The sequence below is a fragment of the Nannocystis bainbridge genome, assembly GCF_028368995.1.
Lineage (GTDB): Bacteria > Myxococcota_A > Polyangia > Nannocystales > Nannocystaceae > Nannocystis > Nannocystis bainbridge.
This window is the reverse complement of sequence record NZ_JAQNDL010000001.1, coordinates 3,901,042-3,923,585: the sequence shown is the minus strand read 5'-3', so window position 1 is coordinate 3,923,585 and position 22,544 is coordinate 3,901,042. Positions and strand designations below refer to the sequence as shown.

At 73.1% G+C, this 22,544-nt stretch carries 15 protein-coding genes and 1 tRNA gene; 11 read left to right on the top strand and 5 right to left on the bottom strand.

The genetic code is table 11. The features are described from left to right. Positions 1 to 172: 172 nt before the first annotated feature. A complete protein-coding gene (locus tag POL25_RS15295) occupies positions 173 to 1,474 on the bottom strand; it encodes a putative outer membrane beta-barrel protein (RefSeq protein ID WP_272086750.1) in 1,302 nt (433 codons plus the stop codon). Positions 1,475 to 1,765: 291 nt separating this feature from the next. Here POL25_RS15295 and POL25_RS15290 point away from each other — a divergent pair, with 291 nt between their 5' ends. Then, positions 1,766 to 3,562 carry a serine/threonine protein kinase gene (locus tag POL25_RS15290; protein WP_272086749.1) on the top strand — a complete coding sequence of 599 codons (1,797 nt, stop codon included), beginning with the start codon at positions 1,766 to 1,768 and terminating at the stop codon, positions 3,560 to 3,562. Positions 3,563 to 4,195: 633 nt separating this feature from the next. Here POL25_RS15290 and POL25_RS15285 read toward each other — a convergent pair. After that, complete coding sequence (locus tag POL25_RS15285) at positions 4,196 to 4,873, bottom strand: hypothetical protein (protein ID WP_272086748.1); 678 nt, start codon at positions 4,871 to 4,873, stop codon at positions 4,196 to 4,198. Between the two features lie 3 nt (positions 4,874 to 4,876). Further along, the gene (locus POL25_RS15280) at positions 4,877 to 5,749 is read right to left on the bottom strand and encodes a DUF4215 domain-containing protein (protein WP_272086747.1); all 873 of its coding nucleotides are present in this window, start codon (positions 5,747 to 5,749) and stop codon (positions 4,877 to 4,879) included. A gap of 420 nt (positions 5,750 to 6,169) precedes the next feature. Between POL25_RS15280 and POL25_RS15275 the strand changes: the two genes are divergently transcribed. The 3 genes from POL25_RS15275 to POL25_RS15265 all read left to right on the top strand — a co-directional run bounded on the left by POL25_RS15275 (position 6,170) and on the right by POL25_RS15265 (position 10,423). After that, positions 6,170 to 7,789: an alkaline phosphatase D family protein gene (locus POL25_RS15275; protein WP_272086746.1), complete on the top strand. Its 1,620-nt coding sequence runs from the start codon at positions 6,170 to 6,172 to the stop codon at positions 7,787 to 7,789. Positions 7,790 to 7,919: 130 nt separating this feature from the next. After that, positions 7,920 to 9,788 (top strand): carotenoid oxygenase family protein, encoded by a 1,869-nt coding sequence (locus tag POL25_RS15270; RefSeq protein WP_272086745.1) that lies wholly within the window; start codon positions 7,920 to 7,922, stop codon positions 9,786 to 9,788. A gap of 562 nt (positions 9,789 to 10,350) precedes the next feature. Next, positions 10,351 to 10,423 (top strand) — tRNA-Phe (locus POL25_RS15265). 63 nt (positions 10,424 to 10,486) lie between these two features. Here POL25_RS15265 and POL25_RS15260 read toward each other — a convergent pair. Together POL25_RS15260 and POL25_RS15255 are read right to left on the bottom strand one after the other, a co-directional pair. Beyond that, a complete protein-coding gene (locus POL25_RS15260; RefSeq protein WP_272086744.1) occupies positions 10,487 to 12,313 on the bottom strand; it encodes a HEAT repeat domain-containing protein in 1,827 nt (608 codons plus the stop codon). A gap of 328 nt (positions 12,314 to 12,641) precedes the next feature. Continuing rightward, positions 12,642 to 13,436 (bottom strand): hypothetical protein, encoded by a 795-nt coding sequence (locus tag POL25_RS15255; protein WP_272086743.1) that lies wholly within the window; start codon positions 13,434 to 13,436, stop codon positions 12,642 to 12,644. Between the two features lie 528 nt (positions 13,437 to 13,964). Here POL25_RS15255 and POL25_RS15250 point away from each other — a divergent pair. The 7 genes from POL25_RS15250 to POL25_RS15220 all read left to right on the top strand — a co-directional run bounded on the left by POL25_RS15250 (position 13,965) and on the right by POL25_RS15220 (position 22,478). Further along, complete coding sequence (locus tag POL25_RS15250; protein WP_272086742.1) at positions 13,965 to 14,381, top strand: sporulation protein; 417 nt, start codon at positions 13,965 to 13,967, stop codon at positions 14,379 to 14,381. Positions 14,382 to 14,390: 9 nt separating this feature from the next. Next, complete coding sequence (locus POL25_RS15245; protein WP_272086741.1) at positions 14,391 to 14,867, top strand: PaaI family thioesterase; 477 nt, start codon at positions 14,391 to 14,393, stop codon at positions 14,865 to 14,867. After that, a complete protein-coding gene (locus tag POL25_RS44325) occupies positions 14,864 to 15,355 on the top strand; it encodes a PaaI family thioesterase (protein ID WP_272086740.1) in 492 nt (163 codons plus the stop codon). Before POL25_RS15245 ends, POL25_RS44325 begins: the two co-directional genes overlap by 4 nt. A 263-nt stretch (positions 15,356 to 15,618) precedes the next feature. Continuing rightward, positions 15,619 to 18,579, top strand: coding sequence for a sacsin N-terminal ATP-binding-like domain-containing protein (locus POL25_RS15235; RefSeq protein ID WP_272086739.1), 2,961 nt, complete (start codon positions 15,619 to 15,621; stop codon positions 18,577 to 18,579). A gap of 292 nt (positions 18,580 to 18,871) precedes the next feature. Continuing rightward, positions 18,872 to 20,455: a hypothetical protein gene (locus POL25_RS15230; RefSeq protein WP_272086738.1), complete on the top strand. Its 1,584-nt coding sequence runs from the start codon at positions 18,872 to 18,874 to the stop codon at positions 20,453 to 20,455. 67 nt (positions 20,456 to 20,522) lie between these two features. Further along, complete coding sequence (locus POL25_RS15225) at positions 20,523 to 21,383, top strand: TrmH family RNA methyltransferase (RefSeq protein WP_272086737.1); 861 nt, start codon at positions 20,523 to 20,525, stop codon at positions 21,381 to 21,383. Positions 21,384 to 21,401: 18 nt separating this feature from the next. Beyond that, positions 21,402 to 22,478, top strand: coding sequence for a hypothetical protein (locus POL25_RS15220; RefSeq protein WP_272086736.1), 1,077 nt, complete (start codon positions 21,402 to 21,404; stop codon positions 22,476 to 22,478). Positions 22,479 to 22,544 lie beyond the last annotated feature (66 nt).

Sequence of the window (22,544 nt, the reverse complement as noted above, 5' to 3'; positions counted from 1 at the left end):
CGAGACGGTGAACCAGACCGCGGAGCATCGCCGCGGACTTTAGAGCGGGGTCCCGCGAGCGTCAAATCCGGGCGGCGTGCGTAAAGAGCGCGGTCCGAATCTCGCGGGCCGGCAGGGCCGTGCAGGCCAACTGCGGGCCGAACTGCGGGCTGGGCGGCGGCGACGTCGTCGCTCACAGGCCCAGGCGGAAGCGGACGCTGACGGAGAACGACCAGAAGTGCGGCAGCCCCTTGCGGAGGTTGGTGCCGGCGTCGAGCGCCGCGCCCTCGATGATCGACAGCGGGGCCACCCCGGACAGCTCGGGGTGACTGACCCCGGTGATGACATAGAACGCGTAGTGATAGGCGAACTCGCCGGTGACGGCGATGTTGGGGTGGACGAAGGCGCCGCCGCCGACGCGGAACGGGGCGACGAAGCCGTGGAAGTCCATGCGGGTCGGGCCGCCGGTGGTCTCGTAGCGGTTGCGCCACAGCTGGTAGTGGATGCCGGTGCCGATGTACGCGACGCCGCGGCCCTTGCGGAGGAAGTGGATCCGCAGGGCCGGGCCGGCGCTGACGGCCCGCGCCTTGGCGCTCTCGACGGTCAGCTGGTTGAAGTCGACGTCGACCTCGGTGCCGAGCCGCTCCGACAGCGCCTGCTCGAGGCGGGCCGGGTCGATGCCGTAGAGCGTCACGGCGTTCTTGCCCGCGAGGTCGCCCGGCCGCAGCGTGCCCCACTGGGCCTCGATGCCGAGGTCGACCAGGCCGAGCAGGTTGCCGCCGACGAAGCCGCCGAGCAGCGCGCCGGGCCGCTCGTGGTGGCCGGCACTGCCGGCGCAGAACTCCCGCGTGCAGCCGAGGGTGCCGAACCGCGGCTCGAGGATGAGGCCGGCGTGGCGCCATTTCTTCGGCTGCTTGCGCCGGGCCCGGGCCGCCTCTTCTTCGATCTCCTCCTGCGACTTCGGCTCGGCCGGCTTGTCCGGCTTGGCGTCGGACCCGGTCGGGTCGGCGCCCGCGATCATCGGCGCCCGCGTGCCCTGCGGCGCCGGACCCTCGGGCGCCGGCTGCGTCGGGTCGGCGCCGGGCGAGCTGACCGAAGGGACAGGTGGCGGCGGGGTCGGCACCGGGCTCGTCACCGGCGGCGGCGAGCCCGGCGCGGCCGGCGGCGGCACCGACTCGACGGGAGGTTCAGCGGCAGGCGGCGGCGGCGTCGGGACCGGCGCGGGCGCGGGCCGTACGGACGGGCGCATCACCGGCGGCCCGGGGGCGGGCTTGACGGGCGTCGGCGCGGCGGTGGTCGGCGGCGCGGTCGGGCCAGGGCTCTGGGGCGGGACGTTCTGCGAGCCGAAGTCCGGCAGGGCCGGCGGCGGACCCACGTCGGGCAGCTTGGGCGGTGGCCCGACCGGAGCGGCGTTCGCCAGCGCCGGGGCGGCCCAGGCGAGCGCCAGCGCGCCGAGACAGGCCAGAGACAACGCAGCGCGACGGGCAGAGGGCATCACGGGCTCGAGTACGATGCGTGACCGACCCGGTGATTACAAGCCGAGTCCGACGCCGGGAGGTGTGCGCAGGCATCGACGGCGAGGCTCGCAGATCGGTGACGGATCTCGACCTGCGCGCGCCCGAGTTCCTGTCCCGAGGGACAGCTTCGAGTCGCGCCCCTGCGGCAAGCTGCTTTCTTCGCCGGAGCGATTGTGCGATAACGCGCGGGCGCTCGCGTTCTGGCGACGGATTCGATCCATGTCGCCTGCCTCGGTTATGATTCGGATCGCTCCCGCTGCTCCCGTCTTATGGACCCGTCGTCCCACACGCTCGAGCCGGCCCCCGGTGAATCCTCGGGAGTCATCAAAATTCCCAGCCTCGCGCAGGAGGCGGACCCGGCGTCGCGCAGCGGCAATCGCTTCGCCAAGCTCGCCGAGCCCGATGAGCCCGACGACCTGATCGAGCGCACCGTCGGCAACTACCGGCTGGTGCGATCGCTCGGCGGGCGCGGGCTGGCGACCGTGTACGAGGCCCGGGCCGTGGCCGGCGGCGACCGCCGGTTCGCGGTCAAGGTCCTGCGCAACGCCAACTTTAACCGCGGCGCGCTCGATGTCGTGCAGCGACGGTTCGTCCAGGAGGCGCGCGTCGCGTCGCGCCTGCATCACCCGCACATCGGCGACGTGGTCGACTTCGGCACCGACGCCGTGCTGGCGTACATCGTCACGGAGCTGCTCGAGGGCGAGAGCCTGCGCGAGACGTTGACCCGCCACGGGCCGCTGCCGTGGACGCGCGTGCTGCCGATGTTCCTGCACATCTGCGACGCGCTCGAGGCGGCCCACGCGCAAGGGGTGATCCACCGCGACCTCAAGCCGAGCAACGTGTACCGGGTGCGCCACGCCAGCAGCGACGATTATGTGAAGGTGGTCGACTTCGGCCTCGCGCGCATCGTCGACGAAGATCTGCCCGAGGGCCTGCTGGCCGGCGGCGTGCTGCTTTCGACGCCGGAGTACATGGCGCCGGAGCTGATCCGCGGGTCCAAGCCCGACCCACGCGTCGACATCTACGCCGTCGGCGTGCTCCTCTACGAATTGCTGACCGGTTCGTGCCCGTTCAAGAGCGGCAAGCAGACGACCGTGCTGGCGATGCAGCTGCTCGACACGCCGATCCCGCCGCGGCGGGTCGCGCCCGACGCCAACATCCCCGGCGTGGTCGAGCGGGTGATCCTCAAGGCCCTGAGCAAGGCCCCCGAGGAGCGCTATCAAAACATCATGGAACTGCGCCTCGCCCTGCTCGACGACAACCGCATCGGCCGCGCCGAAGCCTCCGCCGTACCCGCCAAGATCTCGTCCGGACCGATCAAGAGCGCCACCAGCGGCTCCGCGCCGGTCAAAGAGAGCAGCGTCGGCGTCACGATCGTCCTGGCGCTGATCGCCGCAGGCCTGATCGCGTGGGTCCTCGTCGGCACCCCGGGCCTCGAGTACGTCACCGGCGCCCCACCGCCGGGCCCCGCGCCCATGGTCGCGCCGGCTGCGGCCGTGGCCCCGCTCGACGGCCAACCCCCGGCCGCGACCGACCCACGCGTGCTCGAGACCACGCCGCCGGTGCCGTCGCAGGACCCGCCGATCGAGGCCGCAGGCGAGCCCCAGGAGCCGCCGCCCGAGCCGGACGACCCACCGGTGGCGCTGCCGAGCACGCCGCCCGAGCCGCTGCCGCCGAGCCACCCCGAGCCGACGGCGCTCAAGGCCGGCCGAACGATCAAGTCCTCCGAGACAGGCGCGAAGGAGCCGGTCAACTACGACATCGTCGACGACCCGAACGAGGCGACGGTGGTCACCGAGGGCCAGATCGACGACCTGCTGAAGCCCTTCCGCCCGGCCGCGGCCCAGTGCGGGCGCCAGCACGGGGTCGAGCTCGAGTCGACGGTGACGTTCAAGTTCATGCTGACGAAGGACGGCCGCCTGACGCAGATCAAGCCGGTCGGCCGCCCCGCCAGCGATCCCGCCGCGGTCTGCATGATCGAGCTGATCCGCGACGCCCGCCTGCCAGTGCCGGCCGGCAGCAGCTTTAAACACGCGTTCTTCGACTACGGCTTCCGCGTGTACTGAGGGCCGCGCGGAGGCGGTCGCGCGCGCCGACGCCGAGCTGGGCCTGAGGGTCGAGCTCGGCCGGTGAGGCCATAAGACCCGCGCCGGGGGGAGCTACTCGGCGCTCAGCCGCCGCAGGCCCACGAGATCTGAGGGTGGCCGACGGAGCATGTTCGAGGGGACATGCTCGGTAGAGCATGTCGTTTCGGACATGACCGATCAGGCAGGTCCGATCGGTCAACCTTTAATCCTCGAGGTCGCCGTCCTCGAAGCAGTAGAGGGGCCACAGCTTGTCGCACTTCCAGGCGAGGACGCTGGTCCACTGGCGTTCGTCGCGCCAGGCGTCCCAGGCGGGTCCCATCTCGAGCTCCAGCGCGTTGTAGCCGGTGCGGGCGGCGGCGAGGTTGCTGTTGGTGGTCCAGCCGGCGCAGTGGTCGGCCGCGCTGAACGGTTCGCCGAACGCCGACGTATTGGTCCACACGAATTGTTCCGTCACATGCGCGCCCGTCTCGGTCAGCGCGATCCCGGTGCGTGGCCCCTGCTCGATCAACTCGGTGAAGTCGGCGGCGACGATCCGTCCGTTCGGCAGCACGTAGGGCGCGCCTTGCAGGTCGACCTGCTCAAAGCGGCTCAGCGGCGCGTCGACGCCGTCGCTCAGCCAGGCGCGGAAGCTCTGCGCGTGCTCGAGGCCGGCGGCCGCGGCCAGGTTGCGGCAGCGGAGGTCGGCGCCGGACAGGCCGCCGAGGTCGCCGTCGTAGGTCGCGCTGCTGAGGAACACCATTCGGCCTTGCCAGCGGCACGTGGCGCTGCAAGGGGGACCCTGTCCTCGAGCCCCATGCCGGTGCCGTTGAGGAGGCCGAGGTCGCACTCTTCGAGGCCCGCGTCGAGCTTGCCGTCGCCGCAGCGGGGCGCCCACGTGCAGTCCGGGCGGCAGCCGCCGTACTCGCCGACGTTGCCCGGGCCGAAGTCGCAGTCCTCCTCGCCGAGCCACAACAGGCCGTCGCCGCAGGTCGCCGGGTCGCACATCAGCGTGCACGCGCCATTGTTGCTGTTGTCCGGGCCGAGGTCGCAGTCCTCGCCGAGGTCGACCTGACCGTCGCCGCAGGCCGGGCCAGGGTCGCCGGTCGACGCGTCGGTGGTGCTGCTCGTCGTCGTGGTGGTCGGGGTCGGGTCGATCGCCGTCGTGGTCGGCGCGGCGGTTTGAGAGAGATCGCCGAAGCTCGAGGTACCGCTGCTCGTCGTCGACGAGGTCGCGCCCGCGCCGGGCTCGTGGGTGGGCAGGCACGCCGGCGCGAGCGGCAGGGCCAGGCCGAGGGCGGCGCGGAGCTTCATGGCTCAGGCGCCCTCGAAGCAGTAGAGCCGCAGCGTCCCGGCGCAACTGGTCGGGTTGAAAGCGGCGTCGGGATCGAAGGTCCAGCGGCCGTCGATCGCGCCACTCTGACCGTAGTGGCCCTGGATCGCCGCCAGGTCGTCGATCGTCCAGTCGTCGCAGTGGCTGACGCCGACAGCAGCGGTGCCGTCGGGCAGGGTGCCGGTCCAGGCACCGCCGAGGGCGGTCTGGCCGAACTCGTCGACGTCGAAGGTGGCGCTGAGCGTGCCCGAGAGGAACTGCTCGAAGTTCTCGGCGATGACCACGCCGTCGCGGCGGCGGTAGCGACCCATGCCGGCGAAGATGCGCTCGCCGGCGCTGGTGCTGCTGTCGCTGAGCCAGGCGCGGTAGCTCTGCCAATTGTCGCCGAGGCCGGCCTGGTTGGCGAGCTGGCCGCACAGGCTGTCGGCCCCGGCGAGGCCGCCGATGAGGTCGGGCTGGAACATCATGCTGGTGGCGAAGACCCACCGGTCGCGAAAGCAGGCGGCGCAGCCGTCGTCGGGGTCGGCGTTGGCGTCGTCGCACTCCTCGTCGACGTCGACGAGGCCGTCCCCGCACTCGCCGACGCTGCCGGTCGTGCTGCTGCTGCTGCCGTCGCCGCTGCTGCCGTCGCTGTCCGTCTCGGAGCCGCCCGGGCCGTCCGTGGTGCCGGTCGAGGTCGTCGAGGTCATGACCGAGGTCCCCGTGCTCGAGTCCGGGTCGCCGCCCGTCGAACCGGAGCTCGAGGACTCCGCGCGGGTGGTCGCGTCCTGCTGCGGCGGAGCGGTCAGGAAGTGATCGAGCCCGGGCGCCGTGCACCCGGCGAGGGCGACGAGCGCGATGAAGACGCTGCGCGACACCGCGCCACGGTACCACGAGGAGCGCCGATCGACCAATACGGCCGGCCACAGCGCGTTTCACGCCTGTCGGCAAGCGCCCCCGCTCGGCGTCGCCCTCCAGCCGCAGGCCTGCGCACCGGGATGCATTGATATGTCTTTTAGGACATATCATCAATGACGGCGAGCGCCGCGAGCAGGTCCGACACCCCGCGAGACTCGAGAGCGCGCCTGTCACCCCCGGCACCTTCCATCCCGCCGCCTTCGAGCGCCGCAAACAGGCCCGACGGGGCCCCGGGATCGGGACCTCGCACGAACCGCGCGGCGTGTCTTCGCGGCCATGCTCGGCGCTTCTGCATCCGCCGGGCCCGGGCAGCCGCGCGCTGAAGGTCACGCCGAGTTCGCAGCGATGTGATGCGGAGTGCCCATAAAGTCGGGCCCGCGATGTCCGACCACGATGACGAGACCGGGGGCCCACGAAAGCTCGCGCGGCGAGACTTTTTAAAACTCGCAGGTGCGACGCTGGTGGCGGTGCCGGCCTGCGCCGACGACGTGATGGCGGGCACCGAGGGGCCCGACGGCAGCAGCACCGGCGCCGGCAGCAGCACGACCGGCGGCGAGGTGCCGACCACCGACGCGCCGACCACGAGCACGTCGGCCACCGGCACCGACGGGACGACGACCACCGGCGTCGACTCGACCACCACCGGCGACGACAGCACGACCTCCAGCAGCACCGGCGAGCCGAGCGACATGGGCGCCGAGCCGCAGGCCTGCGAGGGCCGCGAGATCGCCTTCGCCCCCGACGCGCTGGCCGAGGATCTGGCCCGGTTCCCGACCGCGGTGATGGCCGGCGCGATGCGGCAGGAGTCGGCGCTGCTGCACGGCCGCAGCGAGCTGCCGGAGCCGGCGCTGCTGCGCGTGTGGCAGCCGGGCGACGCGCCCGGCACGGTGCGGGTGGTCCACGAGCTCGAGGTGATGCCCGACGAGAGCGGCTACTTGCGGCAGCTCGTCGACGGGCTGTGTCCGGGCCAGTGGTACCGCTACGGCTTCTTCACCACCGACGGCGGCGAGCCGATCGCGCGGGGGATGCTGGGCGAGTTCCGCACCGCGATCGCCGACGACGCGCTCGAGCCGATCACGGTGGCGATCTCGTGCTGCAACGGGCTCGACAACTTCCCGTGGCCGGCGCTGCAGCGGACCAGCGACGAGTACTACGACGTCTTCCTCCACCTCGGCGACATGGCCTACAACGACGGCGAGATGTCGCTGGCGGACTATCGCAGCAGCTGGCAGTCGTACCTCGCGGTCGCCGACGCCGGCGGCATGGCCCTGGCTTACGCGCGCGCCGGCCTCTATTGCACGCTCGACGACCACGAGGTCACCAACGACTTCAACCCGGAGACGATCGATCCGCAGCGGCTGCAGGACGCGATGACCTCGTACTTCGAGGCCATCCCTGTGACCGATGCGCCGCAGGACTTCCGCGTGTGGCAGAGCTTCCGCTGGGGCCTGACGGTCGAGTTCATCGTGCTCGACTGCCGGACCGAGCGGAAGCCGTCGACCGCGAACTCGGGCGACCCGATCTACATCAGCAAGGAGCAGATGGCGTGGCTCAAGCAGCGGCTGCAGACGAGCCCGTGTCACTTCAAGGTGATCCTCAACTCGGTGCCGATCACCGACATGCCGACGATCCCGTGGGACTTCGCGGCCAACGACCGCTGGGAGGGCTACCCGCTGCAGCGCCAGGAGCTGCTCGATTTCATCGCCAGCGAGGCGGTCGCCAACGTCTGGTTCCTGTCGGGGGACTTCCACACGTGCTTCATCAGCCACATCGAGCCGGACGGTGACGGGGTGGTCGCCAAGACGCGCGAGATCGCCGTGACCGGCGGCAACACCAACATCCTCGGCGACTTCCTCGCCGGGTCGCAGTTCTCGTTCGGCTCGGCGAGCCCGCACGGTTGCATCATCACGTTCGACCCGGCCGCCGACGAGGTGCTGGTGCGCTTCATCGACCCCGACAGCGGACAGGACGCGTACAGCGAGACGCTGAGCCAAAAGTGAAGCGCCCGTCACGTGTACTTCGGGACATGTCCTCCAGCGCGTTCGCGCGCGGTAATGTCTTGAGGATCCACACGGCCGCGCGCGGACCGAAGCGGGGGCTTTGCGCCGCCGATCCTGGACGATGTGGCCCATGGAGATCCCGCAGGGACCCAGCCGCATCATGCCGACGTCGATGCTCAGCAGCGGCGCTGAGGACCTCGACTGCCTGGGACGCGAGCTCGAGCTGAACGTGCTGGACGGGGCGCTGCCGGCGGACATCCACGGGCACCTGTTCATCGCCGGCTCGATCGCCTCGCTCGGGCGCCCGGCCTTCACCGGCGAGGGCACGATCTATCGCTTCGACCTCGCGCCCGACCGCGTGCGCCTGGCCCAGAACATCATGCGGCCGCCGTGTCACTACGCCGACCGGGCGGCCACCAACTTCGGCGAGCTGATGCAGTTCCGCGACATCGGCCTGTCGCGGATCTCGCCGCTGCTGGGGGTCCGCACGGTGCTGAGCAATTCGCCGATCCCGCTGCGCGACCGCATGATCGTGACGACCGACGCCGGCCGCCCGTGGGAGTTCGACCCGGTCACGCTCGAGCTCGTGACCCCGATCGGCAAGGCCGACGAGTGGCTGGGCTCGATCCCGCTGCCGTGGCCCTTCCCGCTGGTGCTGAGCACCGCCCACCCCGCCGAGGACGAGGCGACCGGCGAGCTGTTCTCGGTCAACTTCTCCAACCCGGCGCCCGGCGGCCGGGCTGGCTTTTCCCACCTGGTCCGCTGGACAGGCAAGGCGCTCGAGCACTTCAGCCTGATCGATGGCGACGGCGAGCCGGTCCAGATCCACCAGTGCGTCCACCAGATCCAGGTGACGCGCAACTGGGTCCTCGTGCAGGACTCGGCGTTCGTGGTCGAGATGCGGCAGCTGGCGCTCGACGTGCTGGGGCAGGTGCTGCCGGTCGGGCCGCTGCGCGACCTGCTGGGCGCGAGCACGATGCGGACGCAGCGGCCGAGCACGGTGATCTACGCGATCCGCCGCCGCGACCTGCGGCCGCGCGCGGGCGGGTTCGCGGACCACCCGACGCCGGTGATGGCCCACCGCATCGAGCTCGAGGGCGAGTCGGTGCACTTCTACGCCGACTTCGAGGACGACGGCGAGACGGTGCGGCTGATCGTGCCGCACACGCCGACGCTCGACGTGTCGGAGTGGATCCACCAGGGGGACGACCTGCTGAGCGGCGGTGAGGCCGGGATCGAGGTCGCGGGCATGCAGATCCCCTGCGCGCTGGCCCGCGGGCGGCTGGGGATCCACAAGGTCCACGTGCCGTCGGGTAAGACGGAGTCACGCTTCGTCGAGGGCCGCGAGACCTGGGGCCTGGCCCTCGGGACATACGCCCGCCGCAGCCGCGAGGACCCGATCGAGGTCGTCTATTACAACACCAGCGGGTTCGCGCCGGAGCTGGTGCCGGCGCGCCTGCTGTCCGCGTACGCGCCGCGCGTCGACATCGCGGCGCTGCCGCTGGCCGACGGCGAGCCGCCGCGGCTGCTCGAGATCGACACCGAGACGGGGGCGCTGCGCAGCTATACGGCGCCGAACGGCTGGAGCTTGCTGTCGCCCAACTTCGTGCCCCGCCGCGGCGGGCCCCGCCACGCGCGCGACGGCTACATCGCGGTGCTGGCCCACGCGTCGGACTCGGTGCCGCGCACGCTGGGGTCGACCGGCGAGGAGCTGTGGCTGTTCGACGCCGCCGACATCACGAAGGGCCCGATCGTCCGCCTGGGCCACTCCGAGCTCGATTTCTCGTTCACGATCCACGGCTCGTGGGTGCCGACGCTGACGCCCAGCCGCCACGACTACAAGGTCGACATCCGCCACGAGCTCGACCTCGAGTTCATCCGCACGCGCGCGCTCGGCTCGCTGGCGTTCTCGGAGCTGTTCAATGAGACGCTGGGCCGGGTGATGCGCAGCGACGACGTCGAGGCGCTGCTGCTGACGGCGGTGTTCCCGAAGTACTGAGGCCGCTCGCCCGGCGACTCAGCGCTTCTTGCTCGCGGCCCTCTTCGCCGGGGGTCGTGCGCTCGTCCGTCGACGGGTACGCTCGCCTGCATTGAGCTCGTCGTCGATGCTGCGCTCGGCGTCGCTATCATGGATCTTCGGGCGGAAGCGTCGCTCGCAAAACCCTCGAGGGACCACACATTGGTGATCGTCGGTACGAACTATTCGGAATTTTGCGAATAGTTGCCAGTGAGTCGAGCTCGCCTCTTCATATACGTTTTGAGGTGCTCACACCCGGTGGAGATCGGCGATGAGGCCCGGCTGAGCCGAACCATGCTTTCTGCGAGCCGGACCTGGACTCGCGTATCACCATTGCATGCACGAGAAACTGGTTCACCGACGAGGCCATGAGTCGCTCGGACGCAGCCCCGAACCCCGTGAAGACTGGGACCTCGCCGGGGCGCGCGGTGCACGAGTCCGCGAAGGTGGTGAGAAATGTCTCCGGTCTCGTGGCGGCCCGCCCGCCGGAGGCTCGCCGGGAGCTTGACGGCCGGCCCCGGATCTCGTACCACTGCGCCCCCGCGCCCAGGTAGCTCAGTCGGTAGAGCAGGGGACTGAAAATCCCCGTGTCGGCGGTTCGATTCCGTCCCTGGGCACTCTCAAAAACAGACAGCAGAAGAGGCGGAGCGCCTGGCGCCCCGCCTCTTCGCTTTTGGGTCTCACGCGCGGGCGCGGCGGCCCAGGCGCGACGGCTTGTCCCACAGCTGGAGCTGGGCCGTGAAGCCGCCCATGTCGAGGTTCAGCGAGCGGCGCAGGACCAGGCCGGCCGCCTCGGCTGCCGGGTCGGTGGTCCGGGGGATCGGCGAGATCCACGCCAGGCGGCCGCCGGGGGCCAGGGTCGCGGCCGCGTTGGCGATGAAGGCCGTCAGCAGCGGGCCGACGTCGCCGCGATGGACGCGGCGGCCCATCGGCGGGTTGGTGATGACGAGGGTGACGCCCGGCGGTCGGTGGGTGGTCGCGTCGGCCTGGCGGAGGTCGGCGCGCAGGCCGGCGTTGCGCAGGTTGGTGGCGGCGACGGCGAGGGCGCGTGGGTCGAGGTCGGTGCCGAGCAGGGTCGTGGCGGGGCCGAGCAGGCCGCGCTCGCACAGCTCGAGGCCGGAGCCGACGAACGGGTCCCAGACGACGTCGTCGGGGCGGACCTCGGCGAGCTGCGCGAGGGCGGCGGCGATCGTCGGGTGCGAGGCGGCGGGGACGTCGCCGCTGCGGTAGGCGAACCGCGGGTCGGTGGTCTCGAGCGCGGGCTTGTCGTCGCTGGCGAGGTCGTCGGCGCTGGCGCTGGTGAGGTCGGCGGGCGGGCGTTCGGCGCTCCACCGGCGCGGGCGCAGCTCGGCGCGGACGAGCAGACCGGCGTCGTCGACCACGACCTCCCAGGTCGTCTCGCGTGGGTCGTTGACCAGCTCCGGCCACAGCGCGGCGGCGGCGGCGGCGACCTGCCACACGAGGGCGCGGCGGTGGCCGCCGCGGGCCCAGGCGAGCCGATAGCGGACCTGTCCCTTGGTATATGTCCCAAAGACCAGGCGCGCCTCGGGGCCGGTCAGCAGCGCCGCCACGGCCGCGGACAGATCTGTCCCGGCGGACAGGGGCGGCAGCGGCAGGCCGACCTCGGTCCACAGGCGCACGGCGAGCAGCTCGCGCAGCGGGCCGCGCAGGGTCGCGGTGACGCGGCCGGGGGCGACGACGCGGGGGGCGAAGGCGGCGCCGAGGGCCTCGGCGAGCAGCGTCTCGAGGCCGGGGCGGCAGCCGAGCACCAGCGGGCGCGGGGCCGGGGCGACGGCTTCGAGGTCGATCGCGGAGTCGACCTCGCCGCGGCCGAGGCTGCGGCCGAGCATCAGGCGGGCGCGCGCGGTCAGGCGCTGCAGCTCGGGGTCGTCGGCCTCGAGGCGGTCGAGCCAGGCGAGGGCGTCGGCGTCGCCGACCTTGCCGAGCGCCTCGACCAGGCTGCGCAGGTGCGGCAGCGAGGTCTCGGCGCGGGCGCAAGTCAGCAGGGCGGTGGCGACGCCCTCGCCGCCGCGCTTGCCGAGCGCGCCGATGGCGTTGCGCCTGGTCTTCGGGTCATGGTCTTCGAGACATGTTTTTAAGGACATGTCAATGGCGGGGTCGGCAGGCAGGCGGCCGAGCACGCGGACGAGGCGCGGGCGCAGCGGCGGCTCTGCCCCGGGCAGGCGGCGCAGGAGGGCCGGAGCCGCGGCGGCGCCGGCCCGCAGGAGGGCGCGCTCGACGTGGACGGCGAGGTCCTCGTCGTCGCCGAGCAGCTCGACGACGTCGCGCATGTCGGCGCGGCCCGGCGTGTAGCCGAGGTCGACGACGGCGCGCGCGAGGCTCTCGCGGCGCTGGGGCAGGAGCGGGGCGGGCTCGTGGCGCTGGGCGGTCGCTGCGCTGCTCGGAGCGAGCCCGGATGGCTCATGCGGGGCGGTCGTCGTCTCGCCCGGAACGGGTTCACGCCGCGTGTTCGCTGCCTGGTCCGGAGCGGTGGGTCGGGTCGCCATGAGCGGCGAAGCATAAGCGATGACCGCGGCGAAGGGCTGGCATGCCGGTCGACGGCAGCGCAGCGGAGCTCACTCGTGCGGAGGCTCCATCGCATCACGCGTGGCGCGGCGCGGCGCAGACGTGACCTCGCAGGTCCGCGTCGACGGGGCGCGGTCGCGGGGACGGCTCACAGGGCGGGTGTCGAAGCGATCGCTCGCGCCGCGGCGGATCATTCGTCGCGCAGCGGCGGGCCGTGATCTCGCGGTCGACATGCCGGCGGGGCGGCTCGCCGTGCGCCCCGCAGTGATGGCGAGGCGAATCACTCGCAGCGTTCGCCGAGCCCGGTCGTCACCTGCCGAGAGGGGCCTTCTCCATCAGCACCGGCACGGCGTTGGGGCCGCGGCGGACCTGGAACGAGGTCATGGCGGTGCGGTAGCCGGGGGCGTTGAAGCGGAGCAGCAAGGTCGCGCCGTCGTCCTTGAGCGGGAGCTCGGGGAACTTGTCGACCGTGTAAGGCTTGTTGTTGACGCACGGCCCGCTGACGCACTCGACGGTGGTGCCGGCGGGGGCGCCCTCGAACTGGAACACGGCGCTCTCGGGGGCGCCGAACTCCCGCTCGAGCGCGAACTGAATGAAGTTGCGGCCGGGCACGAGGTTGTAGCTGCCGACGTAGGGCTTGTAGTGCATCGCCCGGAACTCGAGCTGCACGGTCGCGCCGGCGGCCGGGATGGCGATCGGCGGATAGACGCCGGTGATGAAGTCGGCCGAGCGCGTCGGACACGGGCCGCTCACGCACTGCACGATCGTGTTCTGCGGGCCCCTCGCAAATTCGAGGTTGGCGACGGCAGCGTCGCCGGTCGGAGCGGTGGGTGCGCCGGAAGCGCTGCTCGAATTCGCGGCGACGTCCGGCGCTGACGCGCTCGCAGCAGCGACGAGCTCGCAGGTGCAGTGGGCGTCGTCGACGGCGGCGCAGCGCACGCCCGGGGCGACGCGCTCGATGTAGACGGCGCACGGGTCGCTCCCGGGGCCGCTGGCGACGGTGGGAGCGGCAGGGGCCGCAGAGGCAGTCGCGTCCGGCCGGGACCGGGCGCAGGCGAGGCCGAGGACGCACAGACCGAGCAGGGCAGGAGTGATTGCACGCATGGCGCAGCTCAGCTTTTAGCGCGGGCCGGCCGCTCGCTCAAGAAACGGACCGGGCGGAGGGAGGCGGTCCACCGAGCTCGGCCGCCGCGATCGGCAAGCGGGCGCGGAACGAGGGGGCCCGGCGAGCGCCGGCCGCCGCGACGTCGCGCCGGATGTGCACGCGAGCGCGAAGCGAAGGCGAGGCCGACGCGCGGCGGTTACTGGCGGCCGAGCGCGGCCGGGTCGCGCGCGGCGAGCGACCCCGCGAGCGGCAGCACGAACAAGACCTGCGATCCCCGGCAAGCCGAGCGAGCGGGCCGAGCGAGCGCGCCAGGTCGCACGCGGCGAGCGACCGCGCGAGCGGCAGCACGAACAAGACCCGCGACCGCCGGCGAGCGGGCCGTCCTGCGATCACGGGCGAGCGGGCCGTGCCGCGATCGCGGGCGAGCGAGCGGGCCGGGTCGCACACCCGGCCACCCCGCGAGCGCGGCGCAGCGTATGAACCGAGATTCACGTGCCGCGCGGGCCGGGTTCGGCTAAGTGCGAAGCATGGAGATCCTGGACCGACTCAAGAGCATCGTGGGGATCGGCAAGGCGACGATCGAGCTGTCGCGGGTCGACACGCCGGTGCGCGCGGGGGCCGAGCTGCACGCCACCGTGACCTTGCGCGGCGGAGACTACGACGTGGCGGTCCAGGACGTGCGCCTGCACTTCGACGAGGAGCGCATGGTGTACACTGCGCAGGGCCGCGGCGACTTCGCGTTCTGGCAGCAACACGCCAACGTGACGATCCCGCTGGGCGGCCGCACGCTCGGCAAGGACGAGCAGCTGGAGATGCCGGTGGTCCTCACGCTGCCGGCCGATCTGGCGCCGAACGCGGAGAACCTGCGCTACGTGGTCATCGCCGAGACCGAGATCCCCGGGCTCAATCCCAAGCACGCCGTGCCGGTCGAGGTCGTGGCATAACCACGATCGATGCCCGACGAGCGACTCGACGCGGAAGAGCTCGCGCGCCTGCGCGAGCTGGGCCAGCGGTTCATGCGGGGGGTGCCGCACAACAAGGCGCTCGGCCTCGAGCTGCGGGCGATGAGCGACGCGCGAGCCGAGCTGTTGCTGCCGTACGACCCCCGCCTGGTCGGCAACCCCGAGACCGGGGTGCTGCACGGCGGGGCGATCTCGGCGCTGATCGACGCCTGCTGCGGGGCGGCGGTGTTCCAGGCGCTGCAGAAGCCGATGGCGATCGCCACGCTCGACCTCCGCATCGATTACCTCAAGCCGGCCGCGCCAGGCCGCGCGGTGATCGCCCGCGCGCACTGCTACAAGGTGACGCGCCACGTGGCGTTCGTCCGCGGGGTGGCGTTCCTCGACAGCGAGGACGACCCGATCGCCACCAGCGCCGGGACCTTCATGCTCGGCACGCGCACCACCAGCCGCACCGAGGGGGCCGCGTGAGCCCGACCGACGCGTGGTTGCAGCAGGTGGTGGCCGAGGCCCGCGCGGCCGGCGATCCGGGCCGCCTGGCCGCGGTGATCCCATACGCGCAGACGATGGGGATCTCGCTGCGGCTGGCGCCGGATGGGCCGCACGCGGGGGAGCTGCAGGGGGTGATGCGGTTCGGCGAGCAGCTGATCGGCAATCCGATGCTGCCGGCGCTGCACGGGGGAGCCCTGTGCGCGCTGCTCGAGTCGACGGCGATCTTCCAGCTGCTGTGGGAGAGCGCGCCTCCAGCGACGCCGCGCACGATCAGTCTCACCGTGGAGTACCTGCGCTCCGGTCGGCCCGTCGATACGTTCGCCCGCGGGGTGCCGACCCGCCAGGGCCGCCGCGTCACCAATGTCCGCGTGGAGGCGTGGCAGGACGACCGCGCGCGGCCGATCGCGGTGGCCAGCGCGCACCTGTTGGTGCACAGCGACGAGGGACCGGTGAAGTTCGAGCTCTGACGCCTCCGGCCGGCGGCGTGGCGGCGGGCGGGTAAGGTCGAGGACGACACGGGGCGGAGCGAAGTCGTGCCCGGTGGGCCGCCGAGCGAGCAGCGCGGCCCCGCGGAGCGCCGGGGAGGCGCCCGGGTCCGCCGCGAGGACGGGCAGAAAGCTCGCCGCGGGCGCGAACGCCGGCCTGAAGCCGAGCGCGCTCGTCCCGGCCGCGCGAGCCGGTACACTGCTCGCGTGTCCCCGCCGCACCACGGCCGGCTCGAGGCCGCAGGATGACAGGCGCGCCGCCTGGCTCCGAGTTCCGGGCCCGCGCCCGCGCCGAGGCCGACCGCTACGGGCCCGACCCGTGGGTGTTCGTGCGCGAGCTGCTGCAGAACGCCCGCGACGCCGGGGCGACGAAGGTCGAGTTCACGGCCGAGGCGCGCGGCGGTCGGTGGGTGCTGCGCTGCCGCGACGACGGCGAGGGCATGACCTTCGCCCACGCGCGCCGCTATTTGTTCGCGCTGTACGCGTCGAGCAAGGAGTCGCGCCGCGACCAGGTCGGGCGCTTCGGGGTCGGCTTCTGGTCGGTGCTGCGCTTCGAGCCGGAGCGGATAGCGATCCGCTCGCGGGCGCGGCGCCCGGACCCGAACTCACCTGACCCGGAGGACAGGTCGGGGGCGTGGGCGCTCGAGCTCGACGGCGATCTTTCGACGGCGCGCAAGACGACGCCGCCGAGCCTGCCGGGCACGGAGATCGAGCTCGAGCGGGCGGCAGTCGACGAGGCGCTCGAGCGGCGGGTGTTCGACGCGGCGCTGCAGAACGCGCGGTTCCTGGCGACGCGCGACGATCCGGAGCGGCCGCTGACGGTGACGGTCAACGGCCGCAAGGTCAACAAGCCGTTCGCGCTGCCGGCCCCGAGCGCGAGCTTCCGCCGCGGGCGGGTGCGCGGGGTGGTGGGGCTCGGCGAGGCGGCGCGGGTCGAGCTGTTCTCGCGCGGGCTCCGGGTCCGCTCGGCGGCTTCGCTCTCCGATTTCGTGGTGGCCGGCGGCCGCAGCACCGACAACAGCCGGGTCCAGTTCACCGAGCTGCCGGGGCGGCTGGCCCCGCAGGCGCTGCTCGAGAGCGACGCGCTCGAGCTGATGCTGTCGCGCTCCGACGCGCGCGACAACAAGGCGCTGCGCCGGCTGGTCGACCTGGCCCAGCGGGAGCTCGAGGGGCTGATCGCCCGCCAGCTCGACGCGATCCGGCCGCTGCCGCTGTGGCAGCGGCCGTGGGCGGCGCTGCGCGGGCTGGTCCGCCGCTCGCTGGCGGTGCGCATGTTCCTGGCGGCGCTGCTGGGGGCGGCGCTGGCCGGCGGGGCGGCGTGGGCGCTGTGGGGCGACCGCGTGTGGGCCCGCTTCCGGCCGGCGCCCGGGATGTCCTACGGGACAGGTCCCATCGAACATGGCGAAACGGCCAGCGCCAACCTGCCGGCCCGTTACTCCGACCTGGCGGCGCGCTACCGCGGGCCGCAGGTCGACGTGCTGACCGGGGCCGGGGCCCGCGAGCCGCCGCTGACGTTCCGCCCGGCCGACCTGCGCCTGCACTTCGCGGCGCTGCTGTTCACCCGCCTGGGCGACGCGGCCGAGGCGCGGGCGCCGGCGCCGGGCGGTGATTATGTCTTCACGACATGTCTCGAAGGACAGGTGTGCCCGGAGGTCGAGCTGCGGCTCGGCGCGCCGGCCGGGCCGATGCGGCTGCCGGTGCCGACCGGCCACCGGGTGGTCGACGGCAGCGCGGCGCTGAGCGACGCCGACCACCCCGAGGGCGCGCCGGTGGTGCTGCAGCGCGGGGCCGACGACGACGCGCTGCTGATGCTGGCGGCGCCGTCGGACGGGACGCTGCGCTACCGCACCGCGCCGGCGCCGGCGGGCAGGCCGATCCGGCCGGTGTCGTCGGGGCTGCTGCCAGCCGACGTGCGCCGCGAGGCGCGAGCGCTGCGCGGACGAGCGATCGCCGCGCGGGTGTCGGCGCTGACGCGGCTGACCCGCGAGCTGGTGGCGTACAGCACGGCGCCCGAGGTGGCGGCGCAGCACCGGGCGCTGGCTGGCGAGCACTTCATCACCCGCGCGCTCGAGATCGGGCAAGGCGACTGCGACGTGCAGAACGGGCTGCTGACGGCGCTGCTGCAGGAGGCGGGGGTCGAGTCGCGGCTGGCGATCGGGTTCGTGGGCCAAAACGGGCGGGTCAACCCGTGGCTGCACGCGTGGGCGGAGTACCGCGGGCAGGACGGCGAGTGGGCGGTGGCCGACGCGAGCACGGGGATCGCTCTCGGGACGCCGGCGGGGCCGGTCGAGCCGGGGGAGATCGACGCGGCGTGGGAGACGGTCGGGGCGACGGACGAGACTGCCGGCGAACCGGCGGGCGCGGCGAGCGACGGGCCGGCGGAGATGGCCGTCGGGGCAGGTTCTTCAGAACATGTCGAAAGGGTCATGTCACCGCCGCGCGCGCTGGCGCCGTGGGGGCTGGCGATCGGGGCGGCGGCGCTGTTCGCGGTGGCGCTGCTGGGGCTGCTGCGCGAGCGGACGCGCCGGCGGGTGGCGCTCGACGCGACGGGCGATCTGTCGCGGCTGCTGCAGGGGGCGCTGCAGCAGCCGGAGGTGTTCCAGGCGGTGCCGGCGGTGTTCGAGCGGCCGCTGGTGCCGACGGCCGCCGGCGGGGCGCTGTCGCTGGCGCAGGCCAAGCGGCTGGCGGCCCGCGGCCGGCTGTACCGCACGCGCCGGCGCACGCCGCTGGCCGTCGACGCGCTGGCCGGCGACGCGGCGGTGCTCGACGAGGAGCGCGCCGAGGCCCGCGCGGTCGCCGATGCGCTCGGCGCGACCGACCTCGATCTGTGGGACGCGCTGCTGGCGAGCGCGCAGGAGACCGAATTGCTCAGGGCCGTGAGCGCGCGCCTGACCGCGGCCGGCGAGCCGTGGCAGGCGCTGGCCAGCCCTTCGCTCGGCAGCGAGGAGCTGCGAAGCCTCGACCTGGCGCCGCTGCGCTTGCGCAAATCACCGCTGCGCGGGCGCCGGGTGGTGGTGGTCGGGGCGCACAACCCGTGGCTGCAGGACGCCGCGGGGGCGCTGGCGAGTCGCCCGGCGGCGGCCGTGTTCGCGGCGCTCGACTATCTGCTCGACCGCCTCGACCTCGGCCCGGAACGCACGGCCCGCCTGCTGCGCGCGGCGGCCCGCGACGCGGTGCACGAGGCGGCCCGCGGGAGGCCGGCGTGAGCGGACTGGATGTCTCTCGGGACAGGCAACGGGCGGGCGAGGCGCGCGGGCTCGGCGTGAGCGGGCGGGATGTCTCTCGGGACAGGCAGCGCGCGGGCAGGGCGCGTCGGCTCGAAGCGAGCGAGCAGAATGGACTCCGGGCCGGGTGTCGGCTCGAGATCATGGCTGTCGCTCGGGACATGTCCTTCGAGGTTGCTCCGCGACATGTCCTTCGGGACATGTTAAGCGAGGTTGTTTCGAGACATGTCCTTCGGGACATCTGGGGGAAGCGAGCCAGCGCGAGGAGGCCTGGGTGAGCGAGACGGTCGACCTGCGCCAGCTGTTGGCGATCGACATCGAGGCCGAGCTGCGCAAGCTGGCGACGGCGCAGCTGCAGGGGCCGTGGCAGCTGCCGGCGGAGCTGGTGCGGCGGGCGCTGGCGGCCGGGGCCCGCACGGTCGAGGTCGAGCTCGGGCGGGCGTCGGTGCGCGTGCGCGACGACGGGGCGGCGATCGGGCGCGAGCTGCTGCTGGCGGTGGCGGACCTGCTCGACGCCGGGGTCCCGGCCGAGCGGCGGCACCGGGCCCTGCTGGCGCTCGAGCAGGCCGGGGCGCTGGCGCTGCTGGCCCTGCCGGCGCTGCGCCCGGGGCGGGTCGAGATCGTCGCGCGCTCGCACGGGCTGGTGCGTCGCCTCGAGTTCGCGGGGCCAGGGCGGGCGAACCTGTCCGAAGGGGCAGATCCGTCCGGCGGCCGCGGGACCGAGTTCGTGGTCCGCGGAGCCGAGCTCGAGCCGGCTCGCGCGCGCAGCTACCTGGCCGACGTGGCCCGCTTCGCGCCGGCGGCGATCCGCGTCGACGGGGCGGCGCTCGGCGACGGCCTGCGCCAGTTCCTCGCGCGCGCCGAGCTCGAGCTGCCGCAGTTCAAGCTGCGCGGGCACGTGGGGCTGGCCCATCGCGGCGAGCCGGCGCGGATCTGGCTGCTGGTCGACGGGGTGGTGTCGACGCACGTGGGGGTCACGCGCGCGCCGTGCTTCGAGGCGGTGGTCGAGCTGGCGGACAAGATCGCGGCCGGCGAGCTGACCCCTTCCGCGACCGCGGCCGACCTGCGCGAGGCGATCGCACCGGCGCTCGAGGCGATCGTCGACGCCGGTGTGCAGTTGATGCTGGCCACCGGGGCGCGCTCGGCCAGCCTGCCGACCGTCAGCCAGGCGCGGGTGCTGCACCTGCTGCTGCAGGCGCTGCGCTCGCGGCGACGCGCGGCCGAGGTGCTGGCGCTGCCAGTGGTGCCGGCGCTGGTGAGCCGCGACGAGCGGCGATGGTTGCCGATCGAGAGCCTGCCGGCGCTGGCCCGACCGGAGCCGGCGTTCGCCCTCGACCCCGACCAGGACCCCGAGGCGTTCGCCCTGCCCGGACCGCCGGTCCTGCTCCTCGGCACGGCCGAGCGCGGGATCCTGGCCGAATTATTGAACTTGCGGTTTCGCTCGCCACCGCCGCGCGGAAACGAGCAGTTGCCGGCCTCGGCAAGCCTGGCGCGCGGCTGGCGGCGGCTCTCGCAGGCGTTCGGCGGGGCGCGGCGGCCGTTGCCGGACTCGGCGCTGTCGTCGGCCGAGCGGCAATTCCTGGCGGCGCTGCGCGCGGCCGTGCATGGCGGGGCCGGGTCGCCCGAGCGGGTCGAGCTGTGCGCTGGTGCCGGCTCGCCGCGCGTGGTCGGGGAGCCGCCGGCGCTCTACCTCGGCCGCGAGCACCCGGACGTGCGCGCGGCGATCGCCGCGGCCGAGTCCGGCGAGGCGTGGCTGTTCCCCGCCTGCGTGGCTCTGCTCGCCGGAAGCGGCATGCCGGGGACGGCGAGCCGGGCGACGTGGGTGCGGACCTGGCACCGGCTGGTCCAGGGCCGGTGAGGGGCGCCTGGCGGGCCTGCGACTCGTTCGGGCTCCCTGAGTTCGCCGCGCTGTTACAAGGCCGAGCATGATCCCGGTTCGCGTCGACGATCCCGACGACCCGCGCCTCGCCGACTACAGGGCTCTGGAGGCGCTCGCTCACCGCTCCGACCCGCACCGCTTCGTCGCCGAGAGCGAGCTGGTGGTCGAGCGCTTGCTGCGGAGCGACTACGGCGTGGCCTCGGTGCTGACGACGGCCAGTCACTGCGAGCGGCTCGCGCCGATCTTGGCGGCCCGGCCCGAGGTCCCGGTCTACGTCGGCGAGCAGGCGGTGCTGCGGCAGGCCGTCGGCCAGAATTTCCACCGCGGCGTCGCGGCCTGCGGGCTGCGGCCTGCGGGGCTGCGCTGGAATGACATGTCCCCGGAGACAGATCGTCAACCTGTCCTCGAGGACACCCTTTTAGAAGATGTCGCCGGGCGCCCGGCGTACACCGTCTTGCTCGCCCAGGGCCTGGCCGACCCGGCCAATGTCGGCGCCATCGTCCGGGCTGCCCGGGCTTTTGGCGTCGACCTGCTCCTGCTCGACCGCGCCGGCGCGGACCCACTGAGTCGGCGGGCGATCCGCGCCGCGGCCGGGAACGTGTTCGCCCAGGCGACCCTCGGCGTCGGTGACCTCGTCGGGGCGGTCCAGCGGCTGCGCGGGGCGGGGGCCACCGTGCTGGCGGCCACGCCCGGTCCGCGAGCGCGGCCCCTGGGGGCGGTGGTGCGACCGGCGCGGCTGGTGATCCTGGTCGGCAGCGAGGGCCAGGGGCTGCCGGCGGCGTTGCGCGCGGTCGGCGACGACGAGGTCGCGATCCCGATGCGCCCGGGGGTCGACTCGCTGGGGGTCGCGGCCGCCACCGCGATCCTGCTGTACGCCCTCGCCGGGGCGCACGGCCCGGGGTTATGATGGGCGCAGGCGAACGACATGGACGTCATTCTCAGCGCCTCGCTCGGGCTCCTGTTTTTGGTCGTCGGCACGGCTGCCGTGTTCCTGATGTACTACCTCTGGGGCTTTCCGTTCGACAAAGCCACGCGCACGAGCGCGGCCCCGCCGTCGCTGATGCGGCTGCACCGACAGCTCGGGTGGTTCTACGTCCTGATCTACATCGTCTTGATGTTCGAGATGGTGCCGCGGATGTGGAACTACCAGGTCGAGTGGCCGGCGCGGACCGTCGCGCACATGTGCCTCGGCATGGGGGTGGGCTTCATCCTGCTGGTCAAGGTGGCGATCTTGCGGTTCTTCCGCCACCTCGAGGAGTGGATGCCGGCGCTGGGCACGGCGCTGCTGGTATGCACGATCATGCTCGCCGGGCTGTCGATGCCGCACGCGTTCCGCGAGATGGTGCTCGCCAGCGAGATGGGCGACGTCTACGGCGACGACAACCGGGCCCGCGTGAAGCGGCTGCTCGAGTCGGCCAAGCTGCCTGAAGAGGCGCCGGTCGACGAGCTGTCGACGGTCGACTCGCTGCAGGCGGGCCGCCAGGTGCTGCTCAAGAAGTGCGTCGCCTGCCACGACCTCAAGACGATCCTCGACCGGCCGCGCTCGCCGCTCGACTGGGTCGGCACCGTCGACCGCATGGTCATCAAGCCCAGCTTCAACGAGCCGATCTCCGAGTTCGAGGGCTGGCAGGTCACGGCCTACATGATCGCCATCTCGCGCGACCTCCAGCGCTCGCTCAAGGAGCGCCGGGCCCAGGAGGAGCAGCGCGTGCAGGCCGACGCCGCCCTGGCCGCGCCGCCGCCGTCGGCCGAGGCCGTCGCCACCGCGACCGAGCCGGCCGCGCCGCGCCCGGTCGACGAGGTCGCCGCGCGCAAGACCTACGAGAGCGTGTGCAGCCAGTGCCACGAGCTGTCGGAGGTCGAGAAGGCGCCGCCGACCAGCGAGGGCGAGGTCGTCGAGGTCATCCGCCGCATGGTCGACGACAACGAGATGAAGGTGACGCCCGAGCAGGTGACCCTCATCGAGTGGCACATGATCAAGGTATTCGTCCACCGCGGGTGACACCGCGGGTGACCGTTCGGACAAGTACTTTCGGACAGCGACAACAACGAGAGACACGGAAGGATC